At 48.7% G+C, this 12,755-nt stretch carries 9 protein-coding genes and 1 pseudogene; 7 read left to right on the top strand and 3 right to left on the bottom strand.

What is annotated here, in order from left to right; translation table 11 throughout:
* Window positions 1-16 precede the first annotated feature (16 nt).
* A complete protein-coding gene (gene ahpF, locus RQN30_RS08785; RefSeq protein ID WP_353060153.1) occupies window positions 17-1,570 on the top strand; it encodes an alkyl hydroperoxide reductase subunit F in 1,554 nt (517 codons plus the stop codon).
* Window positions 1,571-1,793: 223 nt separating this feature from the next.
* Here ahpF and RQN30_RS08780 read toward each other — a convergent pair whose 3' ends face one another.
* Window positions 1,794-3,359, bottom strand: coding sequence for an LPXTG cell wall anchor domain-containing protein (locus tag RQN30_RS08780; protein ID WP_353060152.1), 1,566 nt, complete (start codon window positions 3,357-3,359; stop codon window positions 1,794-1,796).
* Window positions 3,360-4,093: 734 nt separating this feature from the next.
* Between RQN30_RS08780 and RQN30_RS08775 the strand changes: the two are divergent.
* Window positions 4,094-5,773 (top strand): annotated as a pseudogene (locus RQN30_RS08775) (BCCT family transporter).
* A gap of 128 nt (window positions 5,774-5,901) precedes the next feature.
* On the opposite strand, the gene RQN30_RS08770 reads toward RQN30_RS08775, so the two are convergent.
* A complete protein-coding gene (locus tag RQN30_RS08770; protein ID WP_353060151.1) occupies window positions 5,902-6,456 on the bottom strand; it encodes a type III secretion system chaperone family protein in 555 nt (184 codons plus the stop codon).
* Window positions 6,449-6,892 (bottom strand): type III secretion system chaperone family protein, encoded by a 444-nt coding sequence (locus RQN30_RS08765; RefSeq protein WP_353060150.1) that lies wholly within the window; start codon window positions 6,890-6,892, stop codon window positions 6,449-6,451. The genes RQN30_RS08770 and RQN30_RS08765 overlap by 8 nt, the downstream gene beginning before the upstream one ends.
* A gap of 585 nt (window positions 6,893-7,477) precedes the next feature.
* Between RQN30_RS08765 and RQN30_RS08760 the strand changes: the two genes are divergently transcribed.
* The 5 genes from RQN30_RS08760 to RQN30_RS08740 all read left to right on the top strand — a co-directional run bounded on the left by RQN30_RS08760 (window position 7,478) and on the right by RQN30_RS08740 (window position 12,286).
* Window positions 7,478-7,882 (top strand): hypothetical protein, encoded by a 405-nt coding sequence (locus RQN30_RS08760; protein WP_353060149.1) that lies wholly within the window; start codon window positions 7,478-7,480, stop codon window positions 7,880-7,882.
* Complete coding sequence (locus tag RQN30_RS08755) at window positions 7,777-8,910, top strand: HtaA domain-containing protein (protein WP_353060148.1); 1,134 nt, start codon at window positions 7,777-7,779, stop codon at window positions 8,908-8,910. The genes RQN30_RS08760 and RQN30_RS08755 overlap by 106 nt, the downstream gene beginning before the upstream one ends.
* Complete coding sequence (locus RQN30_RS08750) at window positions 8,826-10,775, top strand: HtaA domain-containing protein (RefSeq protein WP_353060147.1); 1,950 nt, start codon at window positions 8,826-8,828, stop codon at window positions 10,773-10,775. The genes RQN30_RS08755 and RQN30_RS08750 overlap by 85 nt, the downstream gene beginning before the upstream one ends.
* Window positions 10,776-11,642: 867 nt before the next feature.
* A complete protein-coding gene (locus RQN30_RS08745; protein ID WP_353060146.1) occupies window positions 11,643-11,978 on the top strand; it encodes a hypothetical protein in 336 nt (111 codons plus the stop codon).
* Between the two features lie 32 nt (window positions 11,979-12,010).
* Window positions 12,011-12,286, top strand: a complete 276-nt coding sequence (locus tag RQN30_RS08740; protein ID WP_353060145.1) for a hypothetical protein — start codon at window positions 12,011-12,013, stop codon at window positions 12,284-12,286.
* Window positions 12,287-12,755: the final 469 nt, after the last annotated feature.

Genomic DNA, 12,755 nt, shown 5'->3' with positions numbered 1-12,755 from the left:
CTCTTAAAGGAACCACATGATTCTCGATACAGCCACATTGAGCCAGCTCGGCGCAGTGATGACGAATATCAAACTTCCAATTCTGCTGAAAGCTCGGCTCGACGATTCAAAACGTGCAAGCCAAATGCGGGAAATGCTCCAGCAAACCGCAGAGCTTTCCGAACTGGTTACCTATTTGGAAATCCCCGCTGAAGACGGCGCGCGAGTGCCGTCGTTTACGATTGAGCGCGAAAACGCACCGGAAGCAGCAGTGAACTTTGCCGGTATCCCGATGGGTGAAGAGTTCACGAGCTTCGTGCTTGCACTCGTGCAGGTAGGCGGGCACCCGGTACGTGCCGATCAGGAAGTGCTTGCAGCGGCTGCCGCAATTGATCAGCCGCACGATTTCGTAACCTACATGTCTCTGACCTGCCAAAACTGCCCGACTGTAGTGCAGGCGCTAAATGCGCTTGCCGTGCTTAATCCGCTGATTACACACACCGCCGTCGAGGGCAGCGCGAACCAGGAAGAAATTAACCGCCTTGGAATCAAAGCTGTACCGACCGTATATCTTGACGGCGAGCTTTTCGGACAAGGACGAATGGATCTTGCCCAAATCATCGGCAAACTCGACACCGGATCAGAGACGAAGCGTGCACAGCGTTTGAACGCGCTTGCACCATTCGACGTGCTCGTGGTCGGGGGCGGACCAGCAGGCGCAACCGCCGCAATCTATTCTGCCCGCAAAGGTTTACGGGTGGCAATGGCCGGTGAACGTGTCGGCGGTCAAGTGCTCGATACAGCGACGATTGAAAATCTTGCCGTAACCAAGTCGGTTTCCGGGCCAGCTCTCGCCGGCGAACTGGAAGAATCAATGCGTCACTACGGCGTGGAGATTATCACCGGTTTGCTTGCCGAAAAACTGCACGAAAAGAACAGCGACGGTCTTTTTGCTGTCGATTTCGGCAGCGTGACGCTCCAAGCAAAGCAAGTGATTATCGCAACCGGCGCCCGCTACCGGGTCACTGGCGTGCCAGGTGAAGATGAGTACCGCAACCGCGGCGTATCTTTCTGCCCGCATTGCGACGGACCGCTTTTTAAGGGAAAACCTGTTGCTGTAATTGGCGGCGGAAATTCAGCAATCGAAGCCGCAATTGATTTAGCCGGTCTCGCAACTCATGTGACCGTCGTGGAAATGATGCCCGAGCTGAAAGCCGATGAGGTTCTCCAGCAGAAACTCGCGTCATTGCCGAACACCACTGTGATTACTTCCGCGAAAGTATCCGGAGTAAGCGGCGACGGCACCGAAGTTACCGCCCTGGAGTATGAAGATTCCGCCGGGAATGCACATTCGCTGGCTGTTAATGGGATTTTTGTCCAAATCGGGCTGGTCCCGAACTCTGAATGGGTAGCGGAAACACTCACGCTCAATCGCGGCGGAATTGCCGTTGATGCGGCTGGAATGACTTCCGTGCCGGGAGTCTTTGCTGCTGGTGATGTTACCGATACGCCATACAAACAAGTGGTAGTAGCGCTCGGATCTGGAGCAAAAGCAGCAATCGGCGCTTTTGATTACGCAATCCGGCAGTGATTTAGCTGCAGGATTACAATTAAATCAGAATGGGGAGTTCTAACTGCAAACGGTTAGAACTCCCCGCACATTCTGCAGCTGCAGATGAATCCAACGAAAGAAATCCTTTTCATCAAACCTGCCCGAAAGCTGCAGCTGCACTTAGCAGCGATTAAGATTAAGCAGTCACATCCCGGCACTGTAAAAACCAGACCGGCGAGAACACGCTAATCTGTAAATCAGCTTACTTGGTTCGGTCTTTGCGCCGCTGATTAATGACCACAATACCCAACCCTGCCAAAATTGCCAGTACTGCAACCGCGGCAACAGCGAAAGAGTCTGCTCCTGTTTGCGGCAAAGCAGCTTCAGCTGCCGGCGCAGCTCCTGCCGAATTGAGACGCGGCGTCTGCGGCGTTGACACTGCAGAATCCTGGTCTGCTTTTGTTTTGTTCGAATCTTGTTCTCCCCGCATATTGCGATTCAACGGTTCCCGCCCTGGGGTCTCATCGCCGATATTGCCGATATCCGCAGCGTCATTATTCACCAGCGGATCACGTTTCGGAGTTTCAGTGCCGATATTATTAATATCTGCAGCGTCATCTGCCGAATCTTTCGCCCGTTTCGCTACTCCCGCGAAATCTGCAACTTTCAGCTTCACAGCGACGGATCCGTTTGGATAAGTGACCGTAATAATTCCGCTCTTTGAATCGATATCTACTTTCGTTCCCGGCGATCCGAGCAGCGTGTTTTCCGGGTTGACTTTCTGCAGCAAAGTACGGATTTTCGCTTTTTCTGCCAGCGTTAAGTTCTGCAAATCCTGCACGATTTCTTTTAGAACCGGATTCGGAGTTTTGATTTCCGGCGCCACAATCAGCGTTTGCTTAATGATTTCTTTCGCCGTTAAACCGGCTTCGTCTTTCACTTCCAGCTGTACACTATACAGCTTCGGTCCGCCGGTTTTCGCACTTGCTTGAATTTGCTCTAGAGTCAATTCCCGCTTTACCCGTAAATTAGTAAACTTGATTTTCTTTTTCAGCTTATCTGCCGGCGTGACATTATCGCTTGCAACGATTTTTGCTGCAGCGAATTGTGCGCGAAGAGATTCCGGCGAGGCGATATGCAAGTCCGTTAGCTGCAGCTTCTGTTTTGTTTTCTCCGCATCAACTTTCGGCGGGCGGACATCGGCGCCTTGCAGCCTAAACTTCCAGCTTTGTTCTGCGTTCTTGCTCAGAGCAACACCTCCGGACTTTTTCCCGTGCTTCGCAGCACTGGCGCGAAGCACGATTTTTCCGCCGTAAGTCGCGCCATTCACAGCCTTAATTGTGCTGCCGTCTTTGGTCCGGTCATTAAAGATCGAATCGTAATGCCCGGAAGCGGTACCGACTACCGGCATTATTCCGTTTTTAATACCGTCGCGATCAAGGTAAATTTCGCAGGAAGTTCCGTGCGAATCCGCATTACTCCCGGAAGATTCTTCATTTATCGAAAAATTTTTCCCGTAGCACGTTGGCAATTTACGAGCCGGATCTTTCGGAACCGCTTTGAGATGTTTCATCATCTCCCCAAAATCAAAGCTCGACGTACCGCCAAAATCGTAATAATACACATAGTTACGATCATCGATTTGCTTGAACCCCGGATCTTTTCTGCCGTTTTGCGCTGCGGAAGCTGCGGAAGCTGCGGATTTTCCGCCGCTCTCCGCATCCCACATCAGTTCATAATCACTGGCGTTAACAGCAGTATTCGCAGCGGATCCAGCCGCTGCTGCCGATTCTTCTGCAGCACTAATCGGCGCAGTCGGAATCCCCAATACAGATATGCTTCCCACCATCACCGCCGCTATCCCAAACGCAAAACGCTTATTGGCAGCGCAGTGAATTTCCTGCAGTCGGCGCACTCGATTCAGTGTTTCTTTTTGCTTGTTTTTTCAAACATCCGGACTCCTCCGTTTTGTTGCTTTTATAACCGAAACAAACAAGGAACGAGGAGCAGGCTCTTGCCGTGCCCCCGCCGTATTTTTCAATCGGCGGTTATTTTTGATTCACACCGCTCGATATCTCGCAACATCAGCATTCCCGCTGGGGAACACAGCACAACTGTATACCTCTCCCCTTACACTTTTCAAATAGGTCTTTTTCCTAAGTGCCACTAATTAACTTTGCCAAAATTTTACAGACAACTCTTTTACCAGTAGATATATCACGAAAATATTATTCAGAACGCTTTTCAGTATCTAGGGCTTTTTCCTATCCCACTGCCGGTGCTGCAAAATATTCCGCCGCCGCAATAGCGGTGAGAGCGGAGGAAAAATATTAAATATTCCAACCGGAATAACCGGAAGTATCCCGCACCGGGAACAGCACTGAACGCACCTTTTCCCGCAAAAACACACCAACATACTACGTACGCAGTAAGGTTTACTGTAGACTCATGATGTTATTTTCGTCGATTCTTGCAGTATTTTTACCTGACAGTTTGTTGCAGGCCTCCGTATAACGCGGTTTAAGCAGATTGACGAATCCGCACCCAATTTAAGGAAACTAATTGCCCGGATCACTTCGCAAGACAGTTTTCATCAGCGCTGGCACATTTATTATTGCGCTGGCACTGTGGACTTTAATCAGCCCCGCCGCAGCTGCCGGTCTGCTGCAGATTGTAACGGCATGGATTGGGAAATGGTTTGGCTGGTTCTACATTCTGCTCGGCACCGTAATTGTAATATTTGTGTTTGCAGTTGCGTTTTCAAAGTACGGCCGGCTTCGCTTTGGTCCGGAAAATGCAAAACCGGAATATTCGAACCTCTCTTGGGGAGCAATGCTTTTTGCCGCCGGTATCGGCACAGATTTAATGTTTTTGCCGTCGCCGAACCAGTAGCACAATATTTACGGCCGCCGCTGATTTCCGGAGGCACTGATTTAGCGGCAAAGCAGGCACCCATCTGGGCAATTTTCCATTATGGGATAACCGGCTGGGCAATGTATGCACTAATGGGTATGGCTCTGGGGTATTACACTTATCGCCGCCACCGCCCGATTGCCGCCCGCACCACGCTTGAGCCGATTTTCGGGAAAGAGCGCATGGCCGGGTTTGCCGGCGATTTGGTAGATAGCGCCGCGATTATCGGAGCAGTATTCGGGGTTGCTGCCACTCTCGGGATTGGCGTGGTGCAAATCAATGTTGGTCTAAACCTGATTTTCGGCGTTGCGCAAGGCTTACCAGTACAGGTTTTATTGATTGCATTGGCAATTATTATGGCGACGGCATCGGCGTTTATCGGAATCTCGCGCGGAATGAAGTTAATTTCTAATTTGAACGTTTACGGCGCTTTTGCGCTGCTCGTTTGGGTTTTACTTTTTCCCGCACGGATTTGCTGCTTAACGCGATTGTAATGAATATTGGGGATTTAGCTGCAATGTTTCCGTCGATGACGATGGACACAATGACTTATGCCGATGCGGATATTTGGAAGAATTCCTGGACGCTTTTCTTCTGGGCGTGGTGGGTTGCCTGGGCATCGTTTGTGGGAATGTTTCTTGCCCGGATTTCCTACGGACGCACGATTCGCCAGTTTGTACTCGGTGCCGTATCAATTCCGCTTTTCTATATTGTTTTATGGATCTCAATTTTCGGCAATGCCGCAATCGACTATATCCGCAGCAATACAGCGAATAACGGCGGACTGAGCGGAACAGAATTTGGAGAGCTCACCCTGGCGTCCCCCGAGATGGGATTTTATTCGCTGCTGGCACAGCTTCCATTGGCACCCGTCGTGATTGTTTTGGCGACGGTTATCGGATTATTGTTCTATGTAACTTCTGCAGATTCTGGCGCGTTGGTGATGGCAAATCTTTGTTCGCGTTTTGACGATCCGGCGCAAGACGGGCGTCCGTGGCTGCGGGTTTTTGGGCGAGTGTTACGGGAGTCTTGACTGTTGGAATGCTGCTTGTCGGCGGAATCCCAGCACTCCAACATGCGGCAGTGATTATGGGGCTGCCGTTTGCTTTTGTGCTTGCACTGGCAATGTACGGTTTCGTAAAGGAGCTGCGAACGACGGATCACGAGCTTGCCGAGGAAGATATTCTGCCGACAGTACATCTTGATTCGCTTCCCCGCACTAGCAGGACGCAGCACCGCCAGATTTTCAAACGCCGACGGATAAATAAAACAAAAGCGAAACGAATCAAAAAGATTTGGAAGCGCACGAGACCGCCAGCGAAATTATAGACTCAATAGCGAAATCACGGACTCAATAGCGGGAAAGCAGCCGAGCCGAACCAGGAGCACCGAAGAACAAGCACAGGGAATCTTTCTCACCTGCGCTGTTTCCATGCGGAACAGCGCTGCCTGCCGCATTAAATCTCGCCTTTCCCGAAAAAGTTATTAAATTCTTCAAAGAACGCGAGTGCGGAAAAAATGAACTGTTCCAGATAGCCAGCTAATTGCGCATCAGTCGCACCGAAAATCCGCTCTTCCGCATCTGCGAACAATAGCATATGTTCAAGGCGAATTAACGCTTCCCCATCTTCAGTGCGGAAAAGATATGCTTTTGGCAAGATTTTTGTGTGGTGCCATTCTTCAATAAAACCAAGTACGTCATTTTCAGGTATCTCAGACACACCGGAAATCAGCAGTGAAGTTAAATCAAGGCAATTACTTTCCGTATTGTAGGTGATGATAAAAGGTTTTCCACCAAAACCGCTTTGGAGTTCTGAATCTGCTAAATTATATTTCCACCCTGCCGCGTCAAATATTGCACAGATACGTTCGATTGAAACCGGTGCAGTAATTTCGCCGTACTTTAGATTGTTTTTTCCGCGCCCAGAACTATTTTCTTTCTGCTGCGGGGCAGCGGAATTTCCCGAATCCGGCTTATCTCCGGAGGCGTTCGAAAATTCTAAATCATTCATTGCCAGCCATGCTTTCTTTTTTATCAAGTTCGGTATAAAAATCTCGAATCATCGAGATAAACAGTACGATATTTGCTTCAAGCTGCGCATCAGTAATTCCATTAATACAGTTCACGGCGTGGTCGCAGTGCGCACGCACAATACCGTCATCATTAATTGACGGATAGACCCGCGGCCAGAAACTCGTTGCATTCCAATAGTTAATAAACTTTCGGAATGGCATTATTTCTTCCATTGGGATATCGCGGAAAGGATCGGCATGAATCATCAAAACATCTTCATCCGTACCAGCGATATCGAACCAAATCACACACTCGTTGAAGAACATTCCTAAATCGCCGGCAGAATCGACATGATAAACCACGTCCATCCGTTTCAACGCTTCGATTATGCGCTCTTGCGATAGCGGAGCAACCCGTTGAAATAATGTATCCATTGTTTTCCTTGCTCTTGCGTATCAGGAGAGATATTCCTATTCTCCATGAAAATCTGAAAATTTGCCTTTAATGCAACTTTACATGCCCCTACCCCGAAAATTTCCCCGCCTTTCCGGTTTCTTTTCATTTCCTTTTCCGGCGTTTCGCAAAATGCTCGATATTGAATCATCCCGCAGTTACCTGAAACATCTCACAACACTCCGCATGTTAGCGACATAGCAAAATAAAATCTCCTCACAAAACATATATTCTGATAAGGTAATTCCTGCAACCGTTCTTATCTAAGAGATTTAACTATACGCTGCGGAAATCACTGATAGAGACAGGGCATTGCATATCTGCCGTCGTAAAGATTGTATTTGCGTAAACTTTTCAGTTTCCGGATAAAATCTCACGCCAAAGATATTCTATGCTCATTTCGCGTAAACCTTTTGCTGTCACCGCCCAAGATTATGCTTCCACGAAACGTCTCCGAAGATCAGCCGCTTCCCAATCTCGATTCGAACGGAAAGCATATTGTTTTCATCCATTAAGTTAGGGTAGCCTAAGTCTGATATTTATCAGATTATTTGATTCGGAGAACTATGAGGAAATCATTAATTAAGGTGCTTACCTCCGCAATAGCAGTATCAGCATTACTGCTCGGAGGAATCACACCAGCATTCAGCATCGAGGGCGCCGATTCTGCCGCAGCAGAAATTAGTGCCGAAACACCTGCAGCGAAAACAGAACAGAAACCTGATTCCGGCGCGAAAGCAGCTGGATCGGTTCACGAAACTGCAGGACCTCAGTCTGAAAGAGCTGCGAAATCTGCAGCAGATACGGCAAATAAGGCTGCCGAGCCAAAGCCGGAAACCAGGAATGAAAAACTGAAACAGCTGCCGTGCAAAATAACAGCAATGTTCTTACCGTCAATACCGGTTTCGCTAACTGGGATTTCCGCCGTTCATTCCGCGATTACGTCGGCCGCACCTGGAATACGGCGCTAAAAGAAGGTGAAAACCGAGGCGAGCATGTTAAAGTTCTCACTTCTGGAAATAATGAACTTCTCTGGTCGCCGGTTCCAGGGCAAACTCTTGACCTAACAGGTAAAACCGGAATGCTGAAGCTGCAGGGGAAAGTTAGCTGGCGGAAATATGGCGGAATTCTTGATTTATGGATTGCCAACCCGACCATTGACTTTAAGAAAGGCCTTTTACTTGCCGACGGCTACACTGCCGGAACGATGGCAAAAGAAGGAAAAGTTGAATTCAAGCAAAAAGAAATCGCTGAGTTAAAAGACCTCAAGATTGAACGCAAAAACAATACAGTTATTGTTTCCGCTTTAAAGACCGTACTTTCGAGCAATGTTAAATCCTTAGTTGGTTTTTACGAGAACGAACCAGGCGCCCCGTTTGCCATGACGATTCCAGCGGATGGAAATGCGGAAAATGTGCAGATGCCGGTTCTCTGGGAGCTTTTCCCGGAAAATTTCAAGAACCCGAAAGTAGCACCGGAATACAGCGACGCACCGATACAGGTGCTGCAAATCCCGGATAAAGAATTAGAAAAGTGTATCCGCTTTGAAACAGATCTGGTTGCCGGGCTTCCGATTACCAATAAAACCATCGAAGGAATTTTTACTCTCAAATGCGCTTCAAGAGGGATTAAAAATCTTGAAGGCCTGCAGCATGGATTAAACTTGAACACCGTCGATTTTTATAACAATCAAATTACCGATTTAACTCCGTTAACCGGATTGCCGAAACTGCGCGAAGTAATTTTCGGCAAAAACAAGCTTGTTTCGCTGAAAGGACTCGAAAAGTCACCGAAGATCGAAACGATTGAAGCAGAAGATAACTGGATCACAGACATCTCTGCCGTCGGCGTTCTCCCAAAAATCGACAAGCTGATTTTAACTAATAACCGGATCTCCAATCTTTCCCAGTTGAAGTGGGATCGGGAAATCGAAAAACGGGAGTGGAGAAAGAAAATATTCATAAAATTGATCTTTCCCATAACCGAATTGCTGATTTAAGCGTCATGAAAGATCTTCCGATTATGCTGGATCTTAATCTCTCGCATAACCTGATTGAAGATCTTGGCACGCTCCCGCAAAAGAACGCAGTTCACAAACTCAATCTTGAACATAACTTCATCAAAGATCCGAATCCGCTAACAGCAGGCGCTATTACCGCACTGCTTCGTTCTTTGAAAATCAATTACAACTCATTCACCGACTGGTCGGCGTTAAAAGAAAAGTTTGATAAAGAGTTTGATGATAACGGATACAGCAGCGAAAGATTAGGGAAAATTATCAGGCACTTCCCAGCAGACGCAGCCGAAGCTCAGACTCTGCTAAACCCGAAGACGATCGAGCAGGTTCGTGCTGAAAATAATCAGCTCGACAAGAACGTTACCGATTTCTTTGCGCAGTTAAAGCAGCAGAACGACGCAAAGAAAGATGACCCGAAACAAAACGACGCAAAGAAAGACGACCCGAAACAAAACGACGCAAAGAAAGACAATCCGAAGCAGAACACTCTCGTTCCAATGCTGAACTGGGGTCTGAAAGCGAGCTTCCGGAAATACGTTTCAGGCAATTTCGCTCACGGCAAATGGGAGCTTTCTGAAGGCGCTGCAGGCGAATTTACCTTCCCAATCAAGGATGCGGCAGCTTTCGATCTGAACAAGCTGCAAGATCTCCAGTTCGCCGGAAAAGTGCACTTCACCGCCCACAACGGATTGCTTGATATGACCATCTCGAATCCGCGTATCGTAAATAACAATCAGGGGCGGCAGCTAATTGCAACTATGTCCTACCTGCCATTCGACCAGAAAAACATCCACGCAATCCTCTCCGGCAAGCAAAATCCGGCTGCAGATGAGAGCAAGCGGGTAACTGCCACCGTAGCTCTCGCAGAGCTTTCCGAACCGCAAATCACCGGCGAAGGCGCAGCAAAGAAGATTCACTTTGCTGATGTGAACCTCACTGCCGACGGCGCGAAAGCATTTGCTAACTTCTACGATGAGGGGCAGGCACTGGATCCGATTACGATCACTTTCACCGCTGGAGGCGAAAAGCCGAACCGCACAGAGAATGGCGAATCTGAAAAGCAAATTCAGCCCCAACCGCAGGCTCCGCCTCAACCGCAGCTTCAGCCTCAACCGCCGACGCAGCATGAACAGCTTCAGAAGTGCGAAGCTGACCCGCACAAGAAGCGCATTACCAACGGATCGCTAAGCTGGGCGCTGCGCTCCTCTTTCACATCCTACCTGCGCGGCCCGATTGCGCATGGTAAATGGGATCTCGCTGGCGCTTCCTGGGACGGGGCGCAGTTCAGCTTCCCGGCAACCGGCGGACTCTACAACACCGCAACCCGCACCGGTAAAATTTACTACAGCGGTTCAGTTCACTTTACCGGCCATAACGGCGTTCTCGACATCCGTATCAGCAGCCCGGCTCTCGTTATTAACGGAAACACCGCAAGCCTCTATATGAATGTTTCCGGATCCGATATGAGCGGAAATAAGTTCAGCCTGGGCCGAGTCAATTTCGCAACCGTTACTTTCAACGGAATTAAAGTTACCGATTCCCGCCTGAGCTTCTCTGGAGCAGCAGTCAGACTCACCGCTGACGGTGCAAAAGCATTTGCCGGCTTCTACAAAGCAGGTGAAAAATTAGCGCCGATGTCTTCCTCCGTTGCTCTAGTTTCGGCAACTACGTGCGATAAGGACGGCAATTTGGTTGAATATGACGCTTTCGGCAACACACTTGCCCGTACCGGCGCTGCTGCAGGAAATTTGATTATCTGGTCGCTCCTGATTGCGCTTATGGGTGCAGGGATTCTTACTCCGGCATACCGCCGCCGCAAGAACATATACCAAGCGGAAAACGCCTAAACATCACAACTGATTGCAGATAACGGCGGTATCGCCCGCATATTTCGGGGCTTGCCGTGGTGCTGTTGCTGCTGATTATGCAAACAACGGCGGTATCGCCCGCTTATTACGGCGGCTGAGAATATTATTAATGTTCTGCAGCCGCCGTTTTCTGCCTCCGGAACACGGAACGCCGGAAGCTGGAACGCCGGAACTTCGGAAGAGAAATGCGGAACGCCGGAAGCTGGAACGCCGGAACTTCGGAAGAGAAATGCGGAACGCCGGAAGCTGGAACGCCGGAACTTCGGAAGAGAAATGCGGAACGCCGGAAGCTGGAACGCCGGAACTTCGGAAGAGAAATGCGGAACGCCGGAAAACTGAAAAGCTGGAAAGCTGGAAATGGAAAATAACAAAGCGAAAAGGAAAAAGCGGAAAATAAATATCTCGTACTGCGAAGCAAGCGTATCCCGCCTTAACCAATATTCAATGCTCAGCACGCAATACAAAATGTTCAGCACGCAATTACATGGCGCACGGCAGACGGCAGTACACGAACGGTACACGGCAGTACACAAACGGCATGCACGAAACCTGCGCAAAACGAATTTGCAAAATTAGCATTAAGTAATATCGAAGATAATAGGAATTTACTAAGCCCACCGAGCAGCATCTCCAAAGAATTTAATCTCTGCAGCAATACTTCAATACACGGCAAGTACCCGAGCCAACGAAAATGTGCGCATTTTGCTCCTGAAATTATCAGGAATGTAAATATTTCCGCAAAACCGATACTGATAGCTTTATGAAACTGCGATAGCTTTATGAAACTATCCGCGCTAACATTTTCTGCAGATAGCGGGTTTCTAATGAAGGTGTAGGGTGCCGATAATGCGTAATATAGCAGCCGGCAATATGGAGGTGGTTTACCATGAGGCAGGCACGCGGAAGTTATTGCGAAAATATCCAAAACAGATTACTGAAATCCGTCGGGCTGTGGAGTCGCAGTTAGCAGAACAGCTTGCGAATAATTTTTCAAAGACGAAAATTGCCAGCCGACTGTTGTTTGCTGGATGTAAAGTCTATGAATGTCGAGTAAATCTCGGACTGTTACCTCCGGTACGGGTGGGATTCATTGTGCAAAATCAGCGGGTGACTGTGGTTTTTATGTCGAATCAAATTCAAAAATCAGATTTTTCCCGTGCAATCGACAAATTCTTGTCCTAAAGTTTTCTATCTGAAGTGTTTGAGGTAACCGCATGAAATTACTTCCCTTGAAGCAGGCACAGCAAACTCTTATCACTGCAGTGCAGCGCAGACACGACACAAAAGTCACTCTGCTTACATGGAAGCGTGACCGGTCAGTGAGTATCGTTATTCAAGGCGGGACGATTCATTTGCGCGAAGACGGGTATGAAAACCGCGATATTACGCTGAGCAGCTGTACCGATTCACTCAAACGTGAGTTGAAAGATGCGTGTGCGCGAGAATTTCCGCGCAGTCATCAAGTCTATGTGCAAATCTCAAAAATCTGAGCTTTTCGAGATGAGAACTGAGTATCGGGTATCCGCAATTATGCGGAATCCGGAGAAGTTTTCCAGTAAAGGATTGCAAGCGGCTGGGCTACTTGAGCTGTGAGAGTGTGTAAGTCGGTAGCATAACGGGCGCGAAGTAACGTAACTGGCGGCAAAGTGCTCGTGGACTAACATAACTGGTGGCAGAATCGGCTTTGACAGCTCTTCGTATTTTTGTTTGGCTTAGTGGAATAAAAAGCCGGTAGCTGTTCGGGTGGAAAGCGGCGTTTTTGCATAGATCAATCCTGACCGCTATGCAAAAACACCGCTTGGAACCGGCAAAACTAAACCCAACCAAAAAGGCTCTGCACATTTTGCTTGTGCCGGGGTATCAGTTTACGTAACTGGCGGCAAAGTTCGCGCCAGCGCACGTAAGTGATGGCATAATGCCTGCGAACTTACGTAACTGGCGGCAAAATCCGCAGCTGCC

The organism is Arcanobacterium hippocoleae (assembly GCF_040360365.1).
Lineage (GTDB): Bacteria > Actinomycetota > Actinomycetes > Actinomycetales > Actinomycetaceae > Arcanobacterium_A > Arcanobacterium_A hippocoleae_A.
This window is presented reverse-complemented; position numbering and strand designations above follow the sequence as displayed.

Excerpts from the sequence above, each read along its gene's own strand:
- ahpF (WP_353060153.1), top strand. The coding sequence starts at position 17 with ATGATTCTCGATACAGCCACATTGAGCCAGCTCGGCGCAGTGATGACG.
- RQN30_RS08770 (WP_353060151.1), bottom strand. The coding sequence starts at position 6,456 with ATGAATGATTTAGAATTTTCGAACGCCTCCGGAGATAAGCCGGATTCG.
- RQN30_RS08765 (WP_353060150.1), bottom strand. The coding sequence starts at position 6,892 with ATGGATACATTATTTCAACGGGTTGCTCCGCTATCGCAAGAGCGCATA.
- RQN30_RS08760 (WP_353060149.1), top strand. The coding sequence starts at position 7,478 with ATGAGGAAATCATTAATTAAGGTGCTTACCTCCGCAATAGCAGTATCA.
- RQN30_RS08745 (WP_353060146.1), top strand. The coding sequence starts at position 11,643 with ATGCGTAATATAGCAGCCGGCAATATGGAGGTGGTTTACCATGAGGCA.
- RQN30_RS08740 (WP_353060145.1), top strand. The coding sequence starts at position 12,011 with ATGAAATTACTTCCCTTGAAGCAGGCACAGCAAACTCTTATCACTGCA.